24 protein-coding genes and 1 tRNA gene are annotated in these 23,579 nt (G+C 57.7%); 14 read left to right on the top strand and 11 right to left on the bottom strand.

Annotated features, from left to right (window positions below):
• Positions 1 to 45: 45 nt before the first annotated feature.
• Entirely contained in the window at positions 46 to 2,019 is a 1,974-nt protein-coding gene (thrS, locus tag ACXHRN_RS11065) for a threonine--tRNA ligase (RefSeq protein ID WP_488641364.1), read from the bottom strand.
• Positions 2,020 to 2,272: 253 nt separating this feature from the next.
• On the opposite strand from thrS, the gene ACXHRN_RS11060 reads away from it, so the two are divergent.
• The 5 genes from ACXHRN_RS11060 (at position 2,273) to ACXHRN_RS11040 (ending at position 7,437) form a co-directional block, all read left to right on the top strand.
• Entirely contained in the window at positions 2,273 to 2,974 is a 702-nt protein-coding gene (locus tag ACXHRN_RS11060; protein WP_488641363.1) for a toll/interleukin-1 receptor domain-containing protein, read from the top strand.
• Positions 2,975 to 3,147: 173 nt separating this feature from the next.
• The gene (gene drt5 / locus ACXHRN_RS11055; protein ID WP_488641362.1) at positions 3,148 to 4,620 is read left to right on the top strand and encodes an antiviral reverse transcriptase Drt5; all 1,473 of its coding nucleotides are present in this window, start codon (positions 3,148 to 3,150) and stop codon (positions 4,618 to 4,620) included.
• A 608-nt stretch (positions 4,621 to 5,228) separates the two neighbouring features.
• The gene (locus ACXHRN_RS11050) at positions 5,229 to 5,588 is read left to right on the top strand and encodes a hypothetical protein (RefSeq protein WP_488641361.1); all 360 of its coding nucleotides are present in this window, start codon (positions 5,229 to 5,231) and stop codon (positions 5,586 to 5,588) included.
• A gap of 104 nt (positions 5,589 to 5,692) precedes the next feature.
• Entirely contained in the window at positions 5,693 to 6,355 is a 663-nt protein-coding gene (locus ACXHRN_RS11045; RefSeq protein ID WP_488641360.1) for a peroxiredoxin, read from the top strand.
• Between the two features lie 44 nt (positions 6,356 to 6,399).
• Positions 6,400 to 7,437, top strand: a complete 1,038-nt coding sequence (locus ACXHRN_RS11040; protein ID WP_488641359.1) for an MBL fold metallo-hydrolase — start codon at positions 6,400 to 6,402, stop codon at positions 7,435 to 7,437.
• Positions 7,438 to 7,465: 28 nt separating this feature from the next.
• On the opposite strand, the gene ACXHRN_RS11035 is transcribed toward ACXHRN_RS11040, so the two are convergent.
• From ACXHRN_RS11035 to ACXHRN_RS11020, 4 genes are all read right to left on the bottom strand, one after another.
• Complete coding sequence (locus tag ACXHRN_RS11035; RefSeq protein WP_488641885.1) at positions 7,466 to 9,241, bottom strand: tetratricopeptide repeat protein; 1,776 nt, start codon at positions 9,239 to 9,241, stop codon at positions 7,466 to 7,468.
• 135 nt (positions 9,242 to 9,376) lie between these two features.
• Positions 9,377 to 9,919 (bottom strand): DUF1697 domain-containing protein, encoded by a 543-nt coding sequence (locus ACXHRN_RS11030; protein ID WP_488641358.1) that lies wholly within the window; start codon positions 9,917 to 9,919, stop codon positions 9,377 to 9,379.
• On the bottom strand, positions 9,916 to 10,287 hold the full coding sequence (gene yidD, locus ACXHRN_RS11025; RefSeq protein WP_488641357.1) for a membrane protein insertion efficiency factor YidD: 372 nt from the start codon (positions 10,285 to 10,287) through the stop codon (positions 9,916 to 9,918). Before yidD ends, ACXHRN_RS11030 begins: the two co-directional genes overlap by 4 nt.
• Positions 10,271 to 10,714 carry an iron-sulfur cluster assembly scaffold protein gene (locus tag ACXHRN_RS11020; protein ID WP_488641884.1) on the bottom strand — a complete coding sequence of 148 codons (444 nt, stop codon included), beginning with the start codon at positions 10,712 to 10,714 and terminating at the stop codon, positions 10,271 to 10,273. The genes yidD and ACXHRN_RS11020 overlap by 17 nt, the downstream gene beginning before the upstream one ends.
• Before the next feature lie 308 nt (positions 10,715 to 11,022).
• Between ACXHRN_RS11020 and folE the strand changes: the two genes are divergently transcribed.
• The 3 genes from folE to ACXHRN_RS11005 all read left to right on the top strand — a co-directional run bounded on the left by folE (position 11,023) and on the right by ACXHRN_RS11005 (position 13,196).
• Complete coding sequence (folE, locus tag ACXHRN_RS11015; RefSeq protein ID WP_488641356.1) at positions 11,023 to 11,658, top strand: GTP cyclohydrolase I FolE; 636 nt, start codon at positions 11,023 to 11,025, stop codon at positions 11,656 to 11,658.
• Between the two features lie 3 nt (positions 11,659 to 11,661).
• The gene (hisI, locus tag ACXHRN_RS11010) at positions 11,662 to 12,093 is read left to right on the top strand and encodes a phosphoribosyl-AMP cyclohydrolase (protein ID WP_488641355.1); all 432 of its coding nucleotides are present in this window, start codon (positions 11,662 to 11,664) and stop codon (positions 12,091 to 12,093) included.
• A 128-nt stretch (positions 12,094 to 12,221) separates the two neighbouring features.
• Entirely contained in the window at positions 12,222 to 13,196 is a 975-nt protein-coding gene (locus ACXHRN_RS11005; RefSeq protein WP_488641354.1) for a patatin-like phospholipase family protein, read from the top strand.
• Positions 13,197 to 13,272: 76 nt separating this feature from the next.
• Here ACXHRN_RS11005 and ACXHRN_RS11000 read toward each other — a convergent pair whose 3' ends face one another.
• Both ACXHRN_RS11000 and ACXHRN_RS10995 read right to left on the bottom strand, forming a co-directional pair.
• Positions 13,273 to 13,701, bottom strand: a complete 429-nt coding sequence (locus ACXHRN_RS11000; protein WP_488641353.1) for a CBS domain-containing protein — start codon at positions 13,699 to 13,701, stop codon at positions 13,273 to 13,275.
• A 152-nt stretch (positions 13,702 to 13,853) separates the two neighbouring features.
• Complete coding sequence (locus ACXHRN_RS10995) at positions 13,854 to 14,624, bottom strand: rhomboid family intramembrane serine protease (RefSeq protein WP_488641352.1); 771 nt, start codon at positions 14,622 to 14,624, stop codon at positions 13,854 to 13,856.
• A gap of 309 nt (positions 14,625 to 14,933) precedes the next feature.
• Between ACXHRN_RS10995 and ACXHRN_RS10990 the strand changes: the two genes are divergently transcribed.
• A complete protein-coding gene (locus ACXHRN_RS10990; RefSeq protein WP_488641351.1) occupies positions 14,934 to 15,539 on the top strand; it encodes a PAS domain-containing protein in 606 nt (201 codons plus the stop codon).
• A gap of 137 nt (positions 15,540 to 15,676) precedes the next feature.
• Positions 15,677 to 16,888 carry a UbiH/UbiF family hydroxylase gene (locus tag ACXHRN_RS10985; RefSeq protein WP_488641350.1) on the top strand — a complete coding sequence of 404 codons (1,212 nt, stop codon included), beginning with the start codon at positions 15,677 to 15,679 and terminating at the stop codon, positions 16,886 to 16,888.
• Here ACXHRN_RS10985 and ACXHRN_RS10980 read toward each other — a convergent pair.
• Positions 16,856 to 17,818, bottom strand: coding sequence for an AEC family transporter (locus ACXHRN_RS10980; RefSeq protein ID WP_488641349.1), 963 nt, complete (start codon positions 17,816 to 17,818; stop codon positions 16,856 to 16,858). The two genes, ACXHRN_RS10985 and ACXHRN_RS10980, sit on opposite strands and share 33 nt — an antisense overlap.
• A gap of 30 nt (positions 17,819 to 17,848) precedes the next feature.
• Entirely contained in the window at positions 17,849 to 18,598 is a 750-nt protein-coding gene (locus ACXHRN_RS10975; protein ID WP_488641348.1) for a cytochrome c biogenesis CcdA family protein, read from the bottom strand.
• 187 nt (positions 18,599 to 18,785) lie between these two features.
• Between ACXHRN_RS10975 and ACXHRN_RS10970 the strand changes: the two genes are divergently transcribed.
• From ACXHRN_RS10970 to ACXHRN_RS10960, 3 genes are all read left to right on the top strand, one after another.
• Positions 18,786 to 18,861: transfer RNA gene (locus ACXHRN_RS10970), tRNA-Lys, on the top strand.
• A 164-nt stretch (positions 18,862 to 19,025) separates the two neighbouring features.
• Positions 19,026 to 19,652, top strand: a complete 627-nt coding sequence (locus ACXHRN_RS10965; protein ID WP_488641347.1) for a hypothetical protein — start codon at positions 19,026 to 19,028, stop codon at positions 19,650 to 19,652.
• Positions 19,649 to 20,410: a hypothetical protein gene (locus ACXHRN_RS10960; protein ID WP_488641346.1), complete on the top strand. Its 762-nt coding sequence runs from the start codon at positions 19,649 to 19,651 to the stop codon at positions 20,408 to 20,410. Before ACXHRN_RS10965 ends, ACXHRN_RS10960 begins: the two co-directional genes overlap by 4 nt.
• Positions 20,411 to 20,412: 2 nt before the next feature.
• Here ACXHRN_RS10960 and ACXHRN_RS10955 read toward each other — a convergent pair whose 3' ends face one another.
• Entirely contained in the window at positions 20,413 to 20,586 is a 174-nt protein-coding gene (locus ACXHRN_RS10955) for a hypothetical protein (RefSeq protein WP_488641345.1), read from the bottom strand.
• Positions 20,587 to 20,772: 186 nt separating this feature from the next.
• On the opposite strand from ACXHRN_RS10955, the gene ACXHRN_RS10950 reads away from it, so the two are divergent.
• Positions 20,773 to 21,708, top strand: coding sequence for a transglycosylase SLT domain-containing protein (locus ACXHRN_RS10950; protein WP_488641344.1), 936 nt, complete (start codon positions 20,773 to 20,775; stop codon positions 21,706 to 21,708).
• Positions 21,709 to 21,868: 160 nt separating this feature from the next.
• On the opposite strand, the gene ACXHRN_RS10945 is transcribed toward ACXHRN_RS10950, so the two are convergent.
• Positions 21,869 to 23,530, bottom strand: coding sequence for an HAD-IIIC family phosphatase (locus tag ACXHRN_RS10945; RefSeq protein ID WP_488641343.1), 1,662 nt, complete (start codon positions 23,528 to 23,530; stop codon positions 21,869 to 21,871).
• Between the last annotated feature and the right edge of the window lie 49 nt (positions 23,531 to 23,579).

The following is a 23,579-nucleotide window of genomic DNA, read 5'->3' as shown; positions in this document are numbered from 1 at the left end:
ACAATTTGAAGACGGCCGGGGCGTTTATCCCCGGCCGTGCAATGATCAGGCAGCGCGAGCCTTGCGGATCAGGTCCGGCGGCGTCGCTTCCTCGACCAGCGCGGCAATCGCTTCCTCCAGCGTCATCGGCATCTGGTTCTGCGAACCGAGGCGGCGGATATTGACCGAGTTCTCCTCGGCCTCGCGCTTGCCGCAGACGATGATCACCGGAACCTTGGTCACCGAATGCTCGCGGACCTTGTAGTTGATCTTCTCGTTGCGGAAGTCGGTCTCGACGATCAGGCCGGCGGCGCGCAGGCGATCGGCGACCTTCTGGCCGTAATCGTCGGCATCTGATGTGATCGTCGCCACCACCACCTGCAGCGGCGCAAACCACAGCGGGATGTGACCGGCGAAGTTCTCGATGAGGATGCCGAGGAAGCGCTCCATCGAGCCGCAGATGGCGCGATGGATCATCACCGGCTGCGTCTTGTCGGAGTTCTGGTCGATGTAGAAGGCGCCAAAGCGCTCCGGCAGGTTGAAGTCGACCTGCGTCGTGCCGCACTGCCATTCGCGGCCGATGGCATCCTTCAATGTATATTCGAATTTCGGCCCGTAGAACGCGCCCTCGCCCGGCAGGATGTCCGTCTTGATGCGGTTGCCCGATTTCGCCTCGATCGTCTTCATCACGTCAAGCATGACGCTTTCGGCGCGATCCCAGAGCGCATCGTCGCCGACCCGTTTGTCCGGCCGCGTCGACAGCTTGAGGATGATCTCCTCGAAGCCGAAGTCCTCATAGACCGACAGGATCAGGTCGTTGATCTTCAGGCACTCCGCCGCCATCTGCTCGTCGGTGCAGAAGATATGCGCGTCGTCCTGCGTGAAGCCGCGCACGCGCATCAATCCATGCAGCGCGCCCGAAGGCTCGTAACGATGCACGTTACCAAATTCCGCATAGCGAATAGGTAGTTCGCGGTAAGACTTCAAGCCATGCTTGAAGATCTGGATATGGCCGGGGCAGTTCATCGGCTTGAGCGCGAAGATCCGATCATCGTCGTGGTCATCGCCGGCGACCGTGACCTTGAACATGTTGTCGCGATACCAGCCCCAGTGACCGGACGTCTCCCAGAGCGACTTGTCGAGCACCTGCGGCGCGTTGACTTCCTGGTAGTCGACGGCCAGCCTGCGGCGCATATAGGCCGTCAGTTGCTGGAACATCCGCCAGCCCTTGCCATGCCAGAACACCACGCCCGGACCTTCTTCCTGGAAATGGAACAGGTCCATCTCGCGGCCGAGCTTGCGGTGGTCGCGCTTTTCGGCTTCGGCCAGCATATGCAGGTAGGCGTCGAGTTCGGATTGCTCCGCCCAGGCCGTGCCATAGATGCGCGTCAGCATCGGATTGTTGGAGTCGCCGCGCCAATAGGCACCCGCCACCTTCATCAGCTTGAAAGCCGTGCCGATCTGCCCAGTCGAGGCCATGTGCGGGCCGCGGCAGAGGTCGAACCAGTCGCCCTGGTAATAGATCTTCAGGTCCTGGCCGGCCGGGATCGCATCAACCAGCTCGACCTTGTAGGCCTCGCCCTTGTCGGCAAACACTTTTTTGGCGTAGTCGCGCGACCACACCTGCTTGGTGAACGGCTTATTGCGGCCGATGATCTCTTTCATCTTCTTCTCGATGACCGGCAGGTCCTCGGGCGTAAACGGCTCGTTCTTGGCGAAATCGTAGTAGAAACCGTTCTCGATCACCGGGCCGATGGTCACCTGCGTACCCGGCCAAAGCTCTTGGACGGCCTCGGCCATGACGTGGGCGGTATCGTGACGGATCAGCTCAAGTGCTGCCGGATCGCTGCGCGTGACAATGGCAATCTTGCCGTCGACGACGGGATCGCTGAGGTCGCGGATCACGCCATCCAGCGAAATCGCCACGGCCTTCTTGGCCAAAGACTTGGAAATGCTCTCGGCAACATCACGGCCGGTCGTGCCAGCGGCAAATTCACGGACAGAGCCATCGGGAAATGTAAGGGAAATGGGTGCGGACATTTATGCTTCTCCTATCCAATCCCGCCAACGAATGCGGGTGGTAACGATATAGACCGGGAATCCCCGGCGTTTGACGGGTGGGGATATAGAGGGATTTGGTCGGGGTGTGAAGGGGGCGATAGCAGTAGACATCTCTCTGGCCTTGCAAGTAGTTGCGTATTAACCTCTACTACTACCAATAGTGATTCATTGGCGTAAATTACTCGGCGATGAAGCTATTTTTGAAATTTGAGAACATTTTTTGGGGTGGGGAATGACCAAAGTTGCGGCTGGAAGGAAAAGTAGCGGAAGCTTCGAAGAGCGCTTTCTAAAGGAGTTGGCTCGGCAGTGCGACGGGCAAGACGTTGCTATACTTAATCGAGTCATGCGAGAGCAACTTGGCTGGCAGGACGACCGTTTCGATAAAGTCCGGGCTGGCCTCCTAAAAAAAGGCGTCATTAAAGCGGCGACAGGCCATGGAGGCAAAACAAGATTTTCCAATTTCCACGAACCCAAACCAAAAATAAAGGCACTTAGGGTGTTTGTGTCCTACTCACACGCAGATGAGGCCTTGAAAGACAGACTGTTGCAGCACCTCAAGCCATTGGAGCGCCTGGGGTTAATTTCTAACTGGCATGACAGAATGATAAAGCCGGGAGACACGTTCGGTGAAGTTATCTCCAAAGAGCTTGAGGACGCGGAGATCGTTTTACTTCTTGTAAGTGTAGATTTCATAAATTCAAAATATTGCTACGAAATTGAGTTGAATCGCGCGCTCGAGCTGCAGGCAAGCGGAAAAACACGCGTCATTCCGATAATTTTACGCGACTGCCTTTGGACACACGCTCCATTCGGAGGACTCCAAGCTCTCCCGAAAGATGCGAAAGCCGTCGCATCGTGGTCCGACATCGATGAAGCATTCACGTCGGTAGCAAAGACAGTCCACGAGCTGGCAGTTGAACTTGTAGCTGCGTAGATGCGTACAAAATCTAATCGGTACACCAAAAAACACTTTGAACGGATATGTAGGGGTGTATGGGGTCTCAGCTCCACTGAAACCAGGTACGACACATGCCTTCTACCAATTGATATAGCTCACCGTAATCTTGAGATGGAAATTATAAGGCTAATCAAAAAGTTGGAAGACTTATGCAAACCACCACAGATTTCTTTGAGTACGACTACAAGAGTACGCTTTTTCCGATGGAAACATGCAGGTTTCTCTTTTCGAATGGAGCAGTGGAGATTGACGCATATATTCAACGCTGTCTGAGCAAAAACAAGGCCGATGAAGCCTATCAGTTCTTAGCACAAACGAGAGTATATGCGTCCAAACCTCGCGGGCATTTACGACGTACAGTTAAGCTCGATCCTGTGGCAGAATACTTCCTCTATGACATAATTTTTCGAAACAAAACAATGTTTAGAAAACCATTTCAGGAGAACCGAAAACACTTCGGGTATAGATTTGAAGATGGCGAACCGATAAATCCAACCAGTTCTTATGGTGGATTTAAGAAGGCTCTCGTTGCGTACCACGCAAAGTACAAATACTCTATAAGCTTTGACGTTGCGTCGTATTTCAATGGGATATACCACCATGACATAGTCTCCTGGTTCGCGAATTCTGGAGCGGACATCGGCGACGTTAATTCACTTGGTTCATATCTGCGGCAAAGCAATTCCGGACGAAGTATAGACTGTTTGCCACAAGGTTTGTATCCAGCAAAGATGATGGGAAATGACTTTCTGAGATTTGTCGAGCAGCATCATGCACTAAAGTCAGACGCAGTCGTCCGATTCATGGATGATATTGTGCTGTTCTCAGAGAGCCAAGAGCTTTTAGCAGAGGACTTTTACCTGATCCAGAAGTTGCTCGGTCAAAAAGGCCTCTCGGTAAACCCCAGCAAAACGGAGCGAGGTGGTGTCGCTGGCGTGCAGGTCGAAAAGGGAGTGGACAAGATAAAGGCAGATTTGCTTCGCAAGCGCCGACAAGCAATGAAGCATGGGTACGATTTAGAAAACGAATCTGACCGGAATGGTATTCAACTGTCCGAAGAAGAAATAGAATACATTAGAAATCTACTTAAAGACAAAAATCTGAATGAGGAAGATGCTGAGTTAATTCTGAGCATATTCCGGGATCACACTAAAGAGGTGGCTCCCTACCTCGGCCAATTTACAATCGGTTTCCCGCACTTAGCAAAGAGTATTTGGTCTTTTTGCAGCCACCTTAACGACAATCTGTTTGTGGCCCAGTTTCTTTTAGCGGCCTGCAAAAATTCTAGTGTCCAAGAATACCAGTTGTTTTGGTTCGCATGGATTCTCCAGGACTTCTTAATGGGCACACCCCAAGCGCCAGCAATTATTGGTGCGCTATACAATCATCCAAATGCCATAACAATCTCGCGCGCAAAGATCTTGGAGATTCCTGACAACCGGTTTGGTTTGCTGGAAATGAGAGATGAGCATCTTGTGGCCGGTCGTTCTGACTGGCTTGCGTGGTCGAGCGCTGTGGGGCATCGCAATTTGCCCGCAGTGTCCAGAAACCATAAGCTTGAGTATTTCGGCAACTCATCTCCGATGAATTATTTGGTCAAGTCTATTGTAACTCGCGTTTGAGGCTCGATGGATCAATAATCCGCCTACCAGCGTTGAAGAAATTTATTTACAAGCAAATAAAAGTAGCCAAATCAAAACCCGCCACAAACCCAAATTTCCCCAATCTTTCCAATCCCCAAAAAAATATTTCACCCCCTTTCATCCCCGCCCTCTCCACCGCTGTTATCCTACATGTCCTTCCGCCACCGGATGGATCGCCTGACGTGGCGGTCCAGGTGGAAGGAGGCGCTTTCGTCTCTGTCGTAACGTGCGGCTTGGGCGAGAGAGGCGCGGAACGTTGCGGCGGGTGTTTTTGCCCGCTGTCGCTACAGGCTTCCCCCTTCCCCGGGTTCAGGGGTCGGTTTGGGTCCGCCATGCAAGTCTTCGGATGTCACCATCCGGAGATGCAGCGAAGCAGGTCCGTGTCTGAAGGAGGTTGGACCGCCTCCGAAGAACGCCTCAAGGCAGCGCGAGAGCGGAGCCATACTAAACTATATCCAGAGGCAACGCTCTTGCGCGGCTTTCCGGATCGAAAATCAGCGGGGCCAGCGTGCCCCGGAAAGAGAGAATGCCAGTATCAACCCGGTGGGCGCCATGCGGGCGTTTTGCCATGCCTGAAAGGAAGAGCAATGGCCTACAACATCGATGATGATCATTTCTGGGGGATCAGGGCCCGCCGGCGGGTGGCGCGCATGCAGCCGACCTTGCGTCTTGGGGCAACCCATATCGGCAACTTCAAGACCTGCAGCCTGCCCAAGTGCCGGCGATCGAAGCAGTGCCTCGGTTGCCATCTGCCGGAAGAGATCGGCACCACGCACTGGAAGAGCTTTCCGCCCTGTATTTCCGACAGTAATGGACAAATGGCCCTCAAACGCGGCCTGGGCGACTTGGTCGAAAGGGACAAGGCGGCGATGCGCGCCAGGGGCGAGGATGTCGAGGCGTGGGAAAAGTCGCTGTATGACGGCCCGGACCCCTTCGATGAAGATTGAATGACTGGGCGGATTTTGGCGATATTTCGCGTTGCCTAAATCGGAAAAAGGAGCAAACTGCGCCGCGTTGACCAGTATTTCCAGCTCTATGGGAGGTATATATCATGACACTTGCAATCAACGAACTTGCGCCGGATTTCACGGTCGGAACCACCGAAGGCGAGATGCGGTTTCATGACTGGATCGGCGATTCCTGGGCAGTGCTATTCTCCCACCCGAAGGATTTCACGCCGGTCTGCACCACCGAACTCGGCTACATGGCTCGGATCAAACCCGAATTCGACAAGCGCGGCGTCAAGATCATCGGCCTGTCGGTCGATCCGCTCGACCGCCACGCGGGCTGGGTGAAGGACATCGAGGAAACCCAAGGCTTTGCGCCGAACTTCCCGATGATCGCCGACGTGGATTACACAGTGTCGAAGCTCTATGGCATGCTGCCGGCGCCTGTGTCTGGCGATCCGACCGCGCGGACGGCGGCCGACAATCAGACGGTGCGCAACGTCTTCGTCATCGGCCCGGACAAGAAGATCAAGCTGATCCTCGTCTATCCGATGACCACGGGGCGCAATTTCGACGAGGTGCTGCGCGTCATCGACTCCCTGCAGCTCACCGCAAAGCACAAGGTCGCCACGCCGGTGAACTGGAAGCACGGCGAAGACGTGATCATCGCGGGCTCCGTGACGGACGAGGAAGCCAGGCAGAAGTATCCCGATGGCTGGAAAGCGCCAAAACCCTATATCCGCATCGTACCGCAGCCGCAGGGATAGGGCGCCGCCGCCGCCCGCACAAGATACGCGCGATGGAGCCGCCGATGATCTTCCGCCAGCTGTTCGATAGCGTTTCCGGAACCTACACCTACCTTATTGCCAGCCGGCACGGGGGAGAAGCGCTGATCATCGATCCGGTCCTGGAAAAGGTCGATCGCTATCTCAAGCTGGTCGAGGAGCTCGACCTCAAGCTGGTGAAAGCGGTCGACACACACCTCCATGCCGACCACATCACAGGCCTCGGCGCCTTGCGAGACCGCACCCACTGCATCACCGTGATGGGCGAGCAGACGCTTGCCGATGTGGTCTCCATGCGCGTGACCGAAGGCGATCGGGTGTCGATCGAAGGGCTGAGCCTCGACGTGCTCTACACGCCGGGGCATACCGACGATTCCTACTCCTTCCTGATGGGTGGCCGTGTCTTCACCGGCGACACGCTGCTCATTCGCGGCACCGGGCGCACCGATTTCCAGAACGGCAACCCGCGCCAGCAATATGATTCCATCTTCAACAAGCTGCTCAAATTGCCCGACGAAACGCTGCTCTATCCCGCTCATGACTACAAGGGCGACACCGTCTCGACCATCGGCGAGGAGAAGCGGTTCAACCCGCGCCTGAGGGTTCAATCGGTCGACGAATATGTCGACATCATGAATAATCTCAATCTACCCAATCCCAAGATGATGGATGTGGCCGTGCCGGCCAATATCCATGTCGGTCTCCATCAGGCGGAAATCGCGCACAAGGGCTGGGCGGTCTCGGCGACGGAGGCGCTGGCGCTGCGCGGCCGCCCCGACATTGCCATCATCGACCTGCGCGAGAAGGCGGAACGCGAAAAGCATGGAACCATTCCGGGCTCGCTGCATGCGCCCTATCCGGAACTCCTGGAAAACATCAGTGCGGGCGGCATGCTGCACGAACTGGCATCAGCCACCGGCAAGCGGATCGTCTTCTATTGCGCCTTCGGCGAGCGTTCGGCGATGGCGGTCGAGGCCGCCCAGGATGCCGGCTTGACGAGCGCCTGCCACATCGAGGGCGGCATCGATGCCTGGAAGAAGGCAAACGGGCCAGTGGTGCGATGATCCTGACTGCTCGCCCTCGTCCATCGCGTCAGGCGATCAGCCCTGCCTTGCGGATACCCTCGACGCGGCGCTCGAAATCCTCGGGGTTTCGGAATGGCAGCACGCGGCGGCGGCGCTCTACGGAAAAGGCAGGATTGATCTGCAGCGCACGCGCCCAGGCCTGCCTACTCTCCTCAAGCCGGCCAAGATGCCCCAGGCACGATGCGAGCAAGGCATTGGCGGTTTCCGATTGGGGGTTTCGTGCGAGCCGCTGCTCGAGCATGGACATCGCCTCGGCATATTGGCCGAGGGAAAAGCGCGCATCGGCGACAAACTGCAGCACGATTTCCGGATAGTGCGGATCGAGCCGCATGGCAGCATCGAGCGTCTCCAGGGCGGCTGCCGGCTCTCCCGAGAATATCTGCACATGAGCCATCACCATCAGGATTTCGACGGAGTTGGGTGCAAGTGCCAGGCCCCGCTGCGTCTCCGCGCGTGCCCGGTCCAATTGCCGGTCCCACATGCAGGCCACGCCGAGCGCGAAGTGAACGTTGGGCTGTCCCTCGGCCATCTCCACGGCCTGCTCCGCCAACTCCAGCCCCATCCGCAGCGACTGCTCCGGATCGGTGCTCCAGGCGTTGACATAGTCGAGCACATGGGTAAAGGCGACGAGCGCGTGGGCCGCCGCATATCCCGGCTCTCTGGCGATTGCCGCGGCGGCGAGGCTGCGCGCCTCCATGTTGCCGGTGCGTGTGGACGCCAATGCCTGCTCCCGGCTACGCAGGAAGAATTCGTAGGCCTGGACGTTGACTGCGCGCGCCTTGGCCAGCCGATCCTGGTCGACGACCGTGAGCTTCAGCTTGAGCGCCGCCACGATTTCCTGCGTGAGTTCGTCCTGAACCGCAAAGATATCAGTGAGGTCGCGATCGAAGCGGCTCGCCCAGACATGCCCGCCGTTGGTCGAATCGATCAATTGGGCTGTCACCCGCACCCGGTTGCCGGCCTTGCGCACGCTTCCTTCAAGCACGTAGCGAACGCCAAGCGCCTTGGCGACTTCGGGTATCGAAACGGCGGCCTTCTTGTAGACAAACGACGAGTTGCGGGCGATCACATGCAGTTCGGACAGCTTCGAGAGGTCGGTAATGATGTCCTCGCTGATGCCGTCGGAGAAATACTCCTGTTCGGCGTCGCCGCTCATATTGTTGAATGCAAGCACGGCGATGGAAGGCTTGTCAGGAACGGTCGGTGGAGAAAATGGCTCTTGCGATGCGTGGGGTCCGGCAGGTACAGCCGGCTTCGGCTGTGCGGCGATCCCGACCTGGAGCGAATAGACCCTTATCGGCTCGGCGATGTTCTTGAGTTGGGTCGCGCCCAGATCCGTTGCCAGAAGATCGAGTCTCGCCTTCACCTGGCGGTAGGCGTCCTCCGAAAGACAGATAGCGCCGGGCTGGGCAATTCCCTGCAATCGCGCGGCAATGTTGACCCCATCGCCCATGAGATCGCCGTCGCTTTCCTCGACCACATCGCCCAGATGAATGCCGATGCGGAACTCGATACACCGATCCGGCGATACCCCGGCATTGCGTTCGAGCATGGCGTTCTGGACCTCGATCGCGCAGCGCACGGCATCGACGACACTGCGGAACTCGATGAGGCTTCCGTCGCCTGTGCGCTTGACGATGCGGCCATTGTGCACGGCGATGGTCGGATCGATGAGATCGCTGCGCAGAGTGCGAAGCCGCGCCAGGATGCGATCCTCGTCCGCGCCGGCGAGCCGGCTGTAGCCCACCACGTCCGAAACCAGGATCGCGGCGATTTTCCGCATCTCGCTCACAGCGCCACCTCCCTTTGGACCATGAATGGCAAAGGTATGCACAGCATAGCATCCTCGCCAATGCGTCCCAAGCTCGATTTGGATCACCAGGAGAACTGCGGATGCTGGGTAGCGCCGGCCGGGTCTTTACTCCGCCAGCATCTCGCTCAGCCGTCTGACCGTGTTCCAGTTGCGCGCCGTTCCAATGCCGCCCATGCGTTTTGGCGTAAGAATGCCCGCAAGCTTCGACTGGCTCGGCCGGCCGGCAAAGGCGACCCAGACATCGCCATCAACGATCCGCACCTGTTCACCCTGCGTCTGATAGGGCTTGAAAAGTTCGGAGAGCTCGTCCTTCGCCGGCTCGCGCATGACGCGCACCGCCACCAGGTCGGGATGGGCGAGGCTTTGTTCGGGAAACGGGTTGGCGACGACCAGCTTGCGCCAGTCCTCGGCGCTGCGGATGATGATATCCACATGCTTGCCGTGGAAATCCGCAAAGCTCTGTTCGAGCCCGGCTTCAAGTTTTTCGACAGGTTGCTCGTCGGCCTCGAAGATCATGTTGCCCGTCGAGACCAGCGTGCGGACGTTGATGTGTCCGAGCTTCTCGGCGATGCCGCGCAAGTCTGCCATGGCAATGCGCCGACTCTTGTCGATAATGATCGAATAGAGCAGCGCGACATAGGTGGTCATACAGCGTCCACTTTGCTGCGGCGCCAGTATGTCCAGGGGAGATACCAGCGCATGCGGCTTTCAAGTTGTTCGGGAACCGGATCGATGCCGTGGCTACCGAACGGGCCGCAACGGGAGACGCGGAAAAACGTCATCCAGCCACCAGCCCACAGCCCATGCCTGGCAATCGCCTCATATCCGAATTCGGAACAGGTCGGCATGTGCCGGCAGGAATTGCCGATCAGGCTGGAAAGGGTGAGCTGGTACAGACGTATGAAACCCATGCCGAACAGACGCGTCGGCGTTTTCGGGAACGGGCCGGACCAGTTGCGGCCCTTGTATTTCAACCCGCCCGGTGCGGAATGGCCGCAATCAGGCTGGCTGCACATGGCGCGCCGCCTCGATCTGGCCGAGGCAATCGACGACGGCGTCAAATGTCAGCATGGTGGAGGCGTGGCGGGCCTTGTAATCCCTGACGGGCTTGAGGTAGCGCATATCCTCGAAACGGCCACTCGGGCCCTCGCCGCCCTCCTTCAGCATGGCGAGCATGTCGAGCCGCGCCTGCTTGAGCTCGTCCGATGTCGCGCCCACCACATGTCGGGCCATGATCGACGACGACGCCTGGCCGAGCGCGCAGGCCTTGACGTCGTGGGCAAAGGCGGTGACGCGGTCGTCCTCGGTCTTCAGCCACACCTTGACCTTCGAGCCGCAGAGCTTGGAATGAGCCTGCGCGAAGGCATCGGCGTCGTCCAGCAAGCCGGTCAGCGGTATGTTGCCGGCAAATTCAAGGATCTTGTTGTTGTAAATATCGTCCATCGCCATGTCGCAAATATTTCATTGGAGTGTTTGAACCGGGCAGGATTTTCCACCGTATCCAGTAAAAAGACAACGGGGGCCCTTTGCCTCAGCCAGACGCATACTATATGGTATGTCGCGATGGGGCGACAGATTTGCAAGTGCAATTGTTGCCCGTTGTTTGGGAAACCGTGCAGAGGAACCGTCACTGAGACGATGGGACCGACGCCCCGGAGCCCGCCAACGGAGCTCATGCCTGCAGGGACAGGTGAATGGCCAGCGGCGAGTAGTCCGACTTACATGTTCCTTCAGGGATCACGAGGCCATTCATGGACGCAGTTGTGAAGAAATTTTCGCGAGAAGACGAAGTCTCCCGCAAGCCTAGCAAGAAAGAAGCCGAAGAAGCCGTGCGCACGCTGTTGCGCTACATCGGCGAGGATCCGGAGCGCGAAGGCCTCCTGGACACGCCGGCGCGCGTGGTCAAATCCTACGCCGAGCTGTTTTCGGGCTATGAGAAATCAGCCGACGAAGCACTCGGCCGCACCTTCGAGGAAGTGGCTGGCTATGATGATATCGTCATGGTCAAGGACATCCCGTTCTTCTCGCATTGCGAACATCACATGGTGCCGATCATTGGCAAGGCGCATGTCGCCTATCTACCGGACGGCAGGGTTCTGGGTCTTTCCAAGATCGCCCGCACCGTTGACGTGTTCGCCAAGCGCCTACAGACGCAGGAAGCCATGACGGCACAGATTGCCAAGGCGATCGACGAGACGCTGGCACCACGCGGCGTCGCTGTTCTGATCGAAGCCGATCACATGTGCATGGCCATGCGCGGCGTCAAGAAGCTCGGCTCGTCGACCTTGACCACGACCTTCACCGGCGTCTTCAAGGACAACCCGCAGGAACAGGCCCGCTTCATGACCATGCTGCGCGGTTTTTCCTCCGGCGGCTTTTTGAGCTGACCCATGGTGCTCGCCTTCGACGCGCCCTCCCCGGACAAGCTGGTTCTCGAGGAGGGCCTGACCTTCAGCCCTAAATTCGACGCCAACGGCCTGGTCACGGCCGTGGTGACGGATGCGCATGACAATGCGCTGCTGATGGTAGCGCATATGAATGCCGAGGCCCTGTCGCTGACGCTGGAGACCGGCATCGCCCACTATTTCAGCCGCTCCCGGAACAAGATCTGGAAGAAGGGCGAAACGTCGGGAAACCTACAGACCGTCGTCGAGCTGATGACCGATTGCGACCAGGACGCACTGCTGCTGAAAGTGTCGGTCGGCGGTCATGCTGCGACGTGCCACACGGGCCGACGCTCCTGCTTTTACCGCAAGGTGGAATTGGCCGGTGGCATCGCCAAATTAATAATTGCCGACAATGTGAAGCGCTTTGTTCCCTAGGAAATATACAAGGGTTAGGCATCTGCTTCATAATTGCACAAAGGAAGAAATTCTTTGACTTTCTTTAACCTGTTTGCGCAACTAATGTTCCTAGCGGAAGTTGTTCAGCCAGTGTAGGAAAAGTAGCGATGCTGAACTGGAATTTTCATCGCCAGACCGAACCGGCCGTCTCTCTTGAAAACGGCGTCAGCAACATTGCCGGAGTACCCGGAACCATCGAAAAAGCCAAGCCACCCAAGCCCAAGATCGCACTCGCCCTCGGTGGTGGCGCCGCGCGCGGCTGGGCCCATATCGGCGTATTGCGCGCGCTGGATGAGGAAGGCGTCGAGATCGGCATGATCGCCGGCACATCAATCGGCGCACTGGTCGGCGGTTGCTACCTCGCAGGAAAACTCGATGAACTCGAAGCCTTCGCCCGCTCGCTGACCATGCGGCGCATGGCTGCCCTTCTCGACCTGACTATCGGCGGTGGCGGATTGTTTGCCGGCATGCGGCTGACCAAGCGCATGCAGGAACATCTCGAAGGCATCTCGATCGAGGGCCTCGGCCAGCGCTTCGTCGCGGTCGCGACCGAAATCCGTACCGGCCATGAAGTCTGGATCGAATCCGGCTCGCTGATCACCGCCATCCGCGCGTCCTACGCCCTGCCCGGCATCTTCGAGCCTATCACCTGCAACAATCGCACATTGGTCGATGGCGCGCTCGTCAATCCGGTGCCGGTATCGGTCTGCCGCGCCTACGAGCAGCCGCTGGTCGTGGCGATCAACCTGCATTACGACCTCTATGGCCGCTCGGCGGTGGTCAAGCATTCCGCCACCGTCCAGCCGCTTGAAAAGACCTTCGAGCGCGATGGCGACCACCGCAAGATGGGCAATCTCGGCGTAACCGCCGTGATGGTCGAAGCCTTCAACATCATCCAGGACCGTATTTCCCGCGCGCGTCTCGCCGGTGATCCGCCGGATCTGGCACTGCAACCGCGGCTGTCCGATATCGGCCTATCGGAATTCCACCGTGCCTCGGAGCTGATCGACCGCGGCTACGAGGAAGCCAAAGCTATGATCCGCGAGATCAGGCGCCTGCAGGAAGCCATCCGCTCCTATTGATGTCTACTGTCTGGAAATGCAAAAGGCCGCACGGTGGGATGCCGCTGCGGCCTTTCGGATTCGTGCACTGGAATGTTCACCCAGCGATGTATGCCTTGATCTCCTCGGCTTCGCGCTCGATCGCCTTGATATGCGCTTTGACCACGTCGCCAATCGAGATGATGCCAACCAGATGACCATTCATCTCCACCGGCACATGGCGGGCACGCTTGGCGCTCATCAGCGACATCAACTCGCCGATCGACGTATCCTCGCGGCAACGATGCACATTCGGCCACATGATCGATGAGACTGATTTATCGAGGCACTCGGTGCCAAAGCGGGCAATCGCCGAAACGATATCGCGCTCGGCGAGAATGCCGGCGATACGCTCGTTCTTGTCGATTACGATGACCGCGCCGATATGATGATCGTGCAAGGTCTTTGCAGCTTCCCTGACAGTCGCTTGCGGCGAAATCGTCAGAACATTGCGGCCTTTTTCGTCCAGTATCGCCTTCACACTCATGCATTTCTCCTCCTTGCATGGGTACAAATGCCCTGGGTGGCCACCGGGGAGTCTAGTTGGAGCAACATATGCTCCCTACGAATACGCCACCGTCGAACAAAGCAATCGTGCGCTTGAAAATCGGCAAAAGCAAGAATTAGCGGGAAATAAAGTTACCGGCCGGCCGGCGACGTCATGAACCGCGCCGTGTCAAAGAAGCCAAAGGTAAGGTACCCGAACAGGAAGCCGCCGACATGCGCCTGCCAGGCGACATTGTAGCCCTGCGTCGGCACGCCTGCTCCATAGACCACGAGCGCGTTGGAGAGCACCCACATCAGGATGAACATGATCACTGGCCGATAGGTCAGCGCCTCAAAAATTCCGAGCCTTGGCGCAAAGCGTGCAAAGCGCATCGCCGATGTTCCGGAAAGCGCCAGCGAGAACCTGCAGGCCGCCCCAACAGTGGCCGAGATGACGCCTGAGGCACCAATCAGCACGACATTGGCGAAATCGGTGATGAAGGCCTGGAAGAAGGCACTGAAGATCGCCGACGTCACCCACAGCAGGATGAAGCGGACGCTGCCGATGCGCTGCGCAAGCGGCGTTGCGAAGGCGGCTAGCCAGACGCAATTGAAGATCAGATGGACAAAGCCGCCATGCAGCAGCGAATAGCCAAGAGGACCGATCAGCCAGCCGGCGAGATCCTGCTCGGCGAGAGGATGGAGGTAGCGCACCGGTATGAACGCCATCACCATGATCACCGCATCGTCCCATGCCGGTGGCAGCAGAAAAGTACGAACCAGGTGAATGATCACCATCAGGCCGATGAAGAAGATCAGGATGGCAGGAATATTGAAGATCGGCTCAGACTTGGGCGGCGCGATCTCTTCCGTCGCCGCATGCTCGACCACAGGTTCGCCCGACTGGTTTTCCAATTCACTCATCACGCTGCTTTCATGCCATTTGGCGTGGCTATGCTCATAGCAGCAAAAAAAATGCCGTCCAGCATTGTTTGCGGACGGCACGATCGACTTATTGGAGGTCTGACCGGTTTAGTATGTGCTGAAGGAAACCCTTCCTGAGATGGGATTATCCATGCCATTTGGGCGCAAAGATGGCAATGAAAACACAAAATTAACCTTAACATCCACGCGCTGGCATCTTGCCCCGGCGTGGCACGGTTTTCGCTACACCCTTACTAAACGTCCACAAATCTTGAAACAGGACGTGTAAAACAGGTTTAGACGAAACAGATGCGCCACAAAACAACACAGGGAGTTTTGGACTATTTTAACCTCGTACGGAAGCACGAGGCCGCCCCCCTGCGAGCCGATATCGACCCGCAGGCCCTTAAAACAGTCCTGCCCGACGTTTTCATTCTCGAAATGGACCAAGCCGGCACGTTCCGCTTCCGGCTGGCCGGCACGCGTGTCTGTGCCATCCTGGGACAGGAAGCGCGCGGCAATGACTTCCTGTCGTATTTTGCTGCGATGCAGCGTCACAAAATGAAACTCGCAGCCGAAAGCGTACTGGCAAATCGTACGCCGCTGCTCATCGATATTAACGGTCAGGCGGAAGACGAGGAGCCCTTCGCCTACGAAATGCTGCTTTTGCCACTCAGGTCCAAGGATGCGGTCTGCGACCGGCTGTTTGGATCGCTGGCGTCTCTTGATGCCGCGCCCCGAATTGGCGATCGCGGCCACACGCTCGACGCAACCCGTCTCTCATTCCTCAATGACATGACCACCGCATCATTGGTCGAGCCGCTGGCCAGCGTTGCGGTCAGCCAATCCGCGCCGACGCCCCTGATGTCGCGCATCCTGCGTCTCAGGCTGCTGCAGGGCGGCCGCCAGGACTGACCCCTGCCGGCCTGCGCCAAAGAGACCAATGGATTTGGCGCAATCGTTGCTATATTCCTTTGCGAACAAGCACGCTGTCCAGCAAAGCCGAGTCCGGCGATGAGACGCGGCGTTTAGCAAGAAGGGAAGGTTCGCCAATGAACACTTTCGAAATCACTGTGGTGGGCGGTGGCCTTGCCGGCTCTGTGGCAGCACTGGCATTTGCCCGCAAAGGCTTCCACACGGCATTCATCGCGCCTGACGACGGCAGGATCGACGCCCGCACGTCGGCACTGATGGACAATTCGGTGAAGTTCCTCGAGACCCTCGGCATCTGGGATCTTGTCGCTCCACATGCCACCGCGCTCTCCACCATGCAGATCGTCGACGCCACCAACCGCCTGCTGCGCGCGCCGACCGTGGCCTTCCGGGCCTCGGAGATCGACCTGCCCGCCTTCGGCTATAACATTCCAAATGCAGCATTCCTGGAAATCCTCAACACGGCCCTGCAAAGCGAACCGCGGCTGACGCGATTGCCTGCGCAGTTGACGTCCATGGCTGTGATCGGCGAGACCGCTGAGCTGACGCTGTCAACAGGCGAAACAATTTCAAGCGGCCTGGTGGTCGGTGCTGACGGCCGGAACTCGTTCGTCCGCCAGTCCGCAGCCATCGATGTTCGCACGCACAACTATCCGCAGACGGCCGTCGTGTTGAATTTCGCCCATGATCTGCCACACAAGAACATCTCGACCGAATTCCACACCGAGACCGGCCCCTTCACGCAGGTCCCGCTTGCCGGCCGGCGCTCCAGCCTTGTCTGGGTCGTCAAGCCGGAAGAAGCCCAGCCGATCCTCGATCTCGATGAAGCCACCCTCAATCTCAAGATCGAAGCGAAGATGCAATCGATGCTCGGCAAGGTGCGTGTCGAAGGCAAGCCGCAGGCTTGGCCGCTGTCATCCATGACCGCGCATCACTTCGGCAAGGGCCACGTCGTGCTGATCGGCGAAGCCGGCCACGTCTTCCCGCCCATCGGCGCACAAGGCCTCAATCTCAGCCTCCGCGATATCCCCACCGCCGTCGATCTCGCCTATGACGCCAAGCTGCGCGGTGCAAGCCTCGCGATCGGTGATGCCTATGATCGCCAGCGCCGCGCCGATGTCTATACCCGCACCGCCGGCATCGACCTGATGAACCGTTCGCTGCTGTCGGGCTTTCTGCCGGTGCAGATGCTGCGCGCGGCGGGATTGCAGTTGCTGGCGTCGGTGCCACCGCTGCGCCATCTCGCCATGCAGGAAGGCGTGTCTCCCGGTCGCGCCTTCAGGAATTTCCCGAGCTTCCTAAGGAAAAAGGTCGATCGGCAACGCGCCTGATTTCAGCAGATATAGCAGCGCCGAGACAGTCAGAACCGAAACGACGGTGGTGATCAGCACCGTCGCCGAGGCGCGCTCCTGCCAGATGCCATATTGCTGGGCGATGACGAAGACATTGGTCGCCGTCGGCAGTGCCGAAAGCAGCAGCGCCGTCTCCACCCACACGGCCGGGAAGTTGCCGAACAGGCTCATGAACAGATACATCACCACCGGCAGCAACACGAGCTTGGCCGGCACGATGTAAGGGATTTCTGCCGGCACGCGCTTCAGCGGCCTGAGCGCCAGCGTCACGCCCATGGCAAACAGCGCACACGGCGCGGCCGCCTGCGCCAGATTGTCGATCATCGTCTGCAAGGCTGCCGGTGTCTCAAAGCCGCTATAGGCAGCGAGGAAACCCGCAAACGTGGCGATAATGAAGGGATGCAGCGCAATCTTCAGCGCAACATCGCGGGCGAGCACCAATGGCGGGCGCTTCTCATGCCCGTCGAAGGCCATGAATGCCGGCGCCACGGTGAAATGGACAAGGTTCTCAAACGCGAAGATCAGGGCGAGAGGCAGGGCTGCAGCCTCGCCGAAGGCTGCAAAGGCGATCCCGGGACCGAGATAACCGATATTGCCATAGGCCGCCGCCAAGCCCTGCAAGGTCGCCTCCCCAATGGAATTCCTTCGCATCACGCGCCCGATGATGAAGATCAGCGCAAACACCGTGTAGGTCGCGCCAAGGCTGGTGAGGATAAAATCGAAGCGCGTCAGCTGCTCGATCGGCGTGCGGCCGATGATCTTGAAGAACAGCGCCGGCAGCGCGATGTAGATGATGAAGAAATTCAGCCAGCCCAGTGCACTCTCATCGAGTTTTCGCAGTTTGGCAGCGACGAAGCCGAGCAGGATCAGCCCGAAAAACGGCAGGACAAGCGTGGAGATTTCAGCCATTCGGTCTGTTTTCGCGGATCGAGGACGTTCTCAGCCGATCTTCATCAGAATCGGGAAGGTCTGCTGGAACCAGATGGCGATATCACCGACGAAACCGAAGATGAATGCAAGCCCGGTGAGAACCAAAAACGCCCCCATGACCTTCTCCACCACGCCAAGATGCTTCCGAAACCGCATCAGGAAGGCCATGAACAGGCCGGAGAAGGCCGCAGCCAGCCAGAACGGCCCGGCAAGACCAAGCGAGTAGACACCGAGCAGCACCGCCCCCTCGCTCACCGTCTGCTGCGAAGCCGCCACCGCGAGGATCGTTCCGAGAATCGGACCGATGCACGGCGTCCAGCCGAATGCGAAAGCCAAGCCCATGATATAGGCGCCGGTCAGCGTCGCCGGCTTGCCGCCCGACTGGAATCGGGCTTCACGCGACAGGAAGGGAATCTTGAGGATGCCGAGAAAATTCAGGCCCATGGCAATGATGATCACGCCTCCAACCTGGGCAAGTATATCCAGGTGCTGGCGAAGTGCCATTCCGATGGTAGTAGCGCTGGCACCCAGCGCAATGAACACCGTGGAGAAGCCGAGCGTGAAGAACAGCGAGGCGAGCATGACAGCCCGGCGCGGCGTCCTGTCGGCTTCGGCCGCCTGCGGATTCTTGAAATCCTCGATCGAAATGCCGGCCATATAACAGAGATAGGGCGGCACAAGCGGCAGCACGCAAGGCGACAGAAATGAAAGCGCGCCAGCGGCCAGCGCGCTGAAATAGGAAATATCCGAGACTGCCATTCCAACTCCGGGCCAACCACTTCGCGGCTGCTGGTTTAGCCAAGCATGCCGGTTTAAGCCAGTCACCTTTTGTTGAGGGCACCTTTTGCCGCAGATCACTTGAAAAAATTGTTGAATTGAGGGTTGACCGGCAAAAGCCGCTTCGCATATGTATCGCCCACTTCCGCAACGCAAGATCGTTGCCTGGGAGAGCGTAGCTCAGCCGGTAGAGCAACTGACTTTTAATCAGTAGGTCATGGGTTCGAATCCCATCGCTCTCACCAAAAACTATATAACAATCAAATAGATACCGGCGAAAACTAATTTCTTGTCACCCCGAAAACCGCTGGGGTAACGCGTCGCAGTGCACTCACTGGACTCCTGCACGTTTTAAGACATATTCTTCTCCCGGGGAATCACGGCCATCACATGCCGGCGGAGAGAAAATATGTCAAAGGAAGATTTAGACGCTCTTTTGGAGCGTATGCCGAAGATTGCTGAGGCCGCGAACGCATTTAGCTCCGAAGCGGTTCAACAGGAAGCTTTTAAGGCGATGGTTGCAGCTTTTTCGGGCGAAAAGAGCGGACACAAGGAGCGGGTAATCCATGTGTCCAAGCCCCACGATGATGAACAGGACGTCGAAGAGATCGACCAAGGACAGTCCGATGAGCGCGGCAAAAAGGGCGCAGGTCGGAAAAAGCGAGCAAACGGTAAGTCATCATGGTCGCTTAATAAGAACCTTGATCTGCATCCGCAAGGAAAGGCCAGCTTCGAGGATTTCCTAGCTACCAAACAGCTTACCACTGCGCTGTCTGATCAAGATATGATAGCCGCGATCGTCTATTATCTTTCTGAGATACTGGAACTTCCAGCGACTACTATTGATGATGTCGGAACAGTCATCCGCAGAACCCCGGCGAGAAAAGAGCCAACAAACTTGCCGTCGGTATTGCGAAACGCCCAAAGCAGAAAAAGCACTATTGATTGTAGCGATCTTCAAAACATAAAACTAACCTCAGCGGGCCGAAATTTCGTCGAGCATTCTTTGCCGTTGAAGGTGAAAGCTAAGAAGTGACCGCAGCTCCTTCCAACTTTTTACACAATATTCCCTCTGGGCTGCGCGATCCATTGATCGAAGAGTATAATAAGCTTGCGAGGAATTTCCGCGAAGGCCGTTGGGAGCCCGCCGAACTCAGCGGCGGCAAGTTTTGTGAGATTGTATATTCAATTCTAAAAGGACATGTAGACGGAAGTTTTGCTGCCTCACCGTACAAGCCACGATCAATGGAAGGTGAGTGCAAGAAGCTCGAAAACGAGGTGGCTTTCCCGCGCTCGATCCGGATCCAAATACCCCGAATGCTCGTCGCTCTTTACGAAGTCCGCAACAACAGAAATGTTGGGCACGTTGGTGGAGACGTTGATCCAAACCATATGGACGCGACACTGGTATTTTCGATGTGCCAATGGATCATGGCGGAGTTAGTGCGCGTCTTTCATGCTGTGTCGTTAGACGAAGCTGCGGATATCGTTGAAAGTATAATTGATCGCCCGGTTCCCATTCTCTGGAAAGTCGGTGGCCGAACACGCGTCCTTAATACATCCCTTTCGGCTAAAGATAAGATGATGGCATTGATGTACGGTTCGACTGAAGACCTGACAGTTCAAGAAGTTCCAAATTGGATTGAGTATAGTAACGCCAGTGTGTTCAAATCGAAAGTAGCCAAACCCGCCCACAAAGTAGGATTGATCGACTACGATCAAAAAACAGGTAAGCTCAAGATTTCGCCCACGGGGATTTCTTACGTGGAAACGAACATTAAGCTTACACTGTAGCCTTAGTGAAAAGCTTTCAGCCGTGTAACGGCCTGCATAAAGTCACCACCGCCGTCCTCGCCCCCGGTCTTGCCGAATAGCGCATCGACCTCGCCGCTGTCTGCCCACTGGACCGCCGCCGCATGCGCATAGCTGACAACGGCCTTGCCGATCACGAACACCTTGCCGTCGCGCACTGAGAATTTGTGCGGCGAGATAAACGCGCAGTCGTCGCATCCAATGTCTCCGGTCGGAAACGCTCCCGTGTCGCCACCGCTTTAAAGGTCGGACTCGCATTTTTTTATTGGCTTATGCTAATTTAGTCCCAGCAACTTGCCGAACGTGGGGTAGGTTCGAGTTAAAGACGACGTTGGGTGATGGGGATGAGCCGGGTGGCCGCATTGCAAAAACGTATCGTTTTGTGCCTCATGCTCGGAATCTGTCAGGGAGTTGATCCTCGGTCTTCCATTGCGGACCCCGTTGCTTCGACCAAGGCGTGTCTCTACGAACGCCCCGCCAGCCGCCTTGCAAGGCGAATCTGCATTCGTTCCGAGACTTATCCTCAAGATCTGTGCCGTGCCATTGAACAATTCTCGATTGAGAACGGCGTTCCATCCGAATTTTTCGCTCGGCTCATCTGGCGCGAGAGTCTTTTCCAGGCAGATGCCGTCAGCCCCAAGGGTGCTGAAGGCATCGCGCAATTCATGCCGGGGACAGCGAAACTGCGTGGCCTCTCAAACAGCTTCGACGTGGTGCTGGCGCTTGAGGCTTCTTCGCGCTATCTGAGCGACCTGCGCTCCCAATTTGGCAATCTTGGCTTGGCCGCGGCCGCCTACAATGGGGGTGAAGAGCGGCTGCGCACCTTCTTGAGCAGCGGGCGGCTGCCGCTGGAAACGCGCGACTACGTCTTTGCGATTACCGGCCATCCAGTAGAGACATGGCAGGATGATCCTCCTAAAATCGCTGCCGCATCTCTGGATCCGGCAAAACCCTTCCTCGACGCCTGCGTTCGGTTGGCTGTGAGCCGACGTTTGCGCGAGCCGATCCTAATTCAATCCGCCGATTGGGCACCCTGGGGTGTCCAACTCTCTGCACATTTCGATCCAGGCATCGCGAGCCGGCTTTTTCTCCAGGCTGTCGCCAAGTTACCCAAGCCTCTCAATAGCGAGCGCGCGCTGATCGTGCGGCAAAAGCCCAGGAGTATCGGCATGCGCCAGAAGTTTGCAGCAAGAATCGGCCGGGAGACAAGAAAGGACGCCAACAACCTCTGCGATACGATTCTGAAGGCCGGGGTAGCCTGCGCGGTAGTCAAAAATTAGATTTTAATCGATCCGGCCACCGAGGCAGCCGGCGAGAGGGGATCAGAGCCCCTCGCCGCGTTATTATCGTCCTTCTTCTGGAACGTTGATCGCGTCCCAAAAGCAGAGGGCTGGCAACCTCGGTTGCCAGCCTTCTCCCACTCTGAAAAGCTTCGGAGGATCACAAGCCCAGGCGGCCGATTTCCTCGGGCCATTTCGATTTGGCCATGTCGTCGAGAACCCAGCGCTCCGACGATACCTGCTCGAAGCCATAGTCGGAATAGAGACCCGCAACCAGCTGGTTCTTGTTGGTCTTGAGGTAGCTACCCACCAGCTGTTTCGTGCCGCGACGGCTGACGAGGTCGGAGACGGCTGCAAACACCGACTTCTCCACCCCGCGGCCGAGCACGCGGCAGCTCATCAGCAGCGTTTCGATTTCCGACGATTCGTCTTCATGTTCCAGGATGGCCACGCCGACCAGGCCGTAGTCGCCAAAGCGGTCCGAGACCCGCCAGGCCAGAACCGAGTGGTTCGGATCGGCCAGTAGGCGCGTCAGTTCCGCCTCCGTCTTCCGGCGGGTGGTCAGGTTGAACTGGTTGCTCTTGTTGATGAGCTGGACGACGCGGGAAATGTGTTCGTCGCGTACCTCGAACACATCGATCTTGAGCTGCAGATCGCGCCGGAATTCTTCGGGGCTAACTGCGGTCGCGAGATCCCGCCGCTTCTTCTCCTGCAGCATCATGTCGGAGCGAACGCGGTCTTCGCTGCTGATCTTGTCGCGATCGAAACCGCGATAGGCGCCGAATTCCCGCGGGAATGTCGTCAGCTCCGTTGGCACGAGAATGCAGGTGACCATGGGCAGGGCCGCCCTGACATGCTCGATTTCCATCGGGTTGTCATCGACGAAGACAAAGCTGTCGAGGCCGATATTCAGCTCTTCCGCCAGGCTGGCGATATTGGCTGGCTTGTCGATCCAGTTGATCCGGGCAGCAACCACGTCGTCGCGCTTCAGCACCATGCCGTCATGCTTGTCGAACACTTCCCAGACGTCGGCTTCGTTGTTCTTGCTGCAAAGCGCGATCATTACGCCCTGGCTGCGCAAGGTCTTCAGCTGCTCCTGGAAGTCGCGGAAGATCGAACCGGGATGGTCTTCGCTGATCTGGATGCCGCCGAGCCCATCTTCGCCGATGATCCCGCCCCACAGCGTGTTGTCGCAATCAACGACGACGCATTTCTTCGAGGCGGTCGATTGCGAACGAATCAGGGCAGCGCAGCCCTCGGCAATCCGGTCCCAGAACGCTTCGCTATAGGGCTGGCGGTAGAGATACCACTTGCGCCAATCGAGCGACGCCTCAATCCCTGCATAGCGCTGCATGCCGTCGAGATCGAGAAGCCCGACATTGTTGATTTCGCTGATCCGGGACACCCACAAGTCGACGACCTTGCGATGCAGGGCGCCGACCGTGGTCGAGCTCGAAATCGCGCGGATATCGTGGTCCGACTGGTGCGGAAATGGCGGAATGCTGCAGACAATGCGGCCGCCGAACGTCTTGCGTAGCATTGCCACCGCGTCGGCAAGCTCGCCGACCTTCTCGAAGATGGTTGCATCAGAGCCACCGCGCAGCACCGACTGGAAGTCATTGCGCAACAGATCCTCGATGCGCCAGAGAATGACGATGACTTCAGGCGTATGGTCCGCATAATCCATCTGCCAGTTGTGGCAAAGCTGGAAGAGCTGGTTATAGGGCGCGATGGTCAGGACGGGAGGCCGCGCGGGATCGTCGACGAGGCGCGCACCAAGATAGGGAACGATCGGATCTGCGGTGAAGGTCGCCGCGACCACGATTCTGTCTCGCTTTTCTTCGGAGATAGTTGTTGCCCGGCTTACGCGG

Source organism: Shinella sp. OV683, assembly GCF_057787725.1.
Note: the sequence above shows the minus strand (reverse complement) of the source record. Positions and strands in the feature narration are given on the sequence as shown.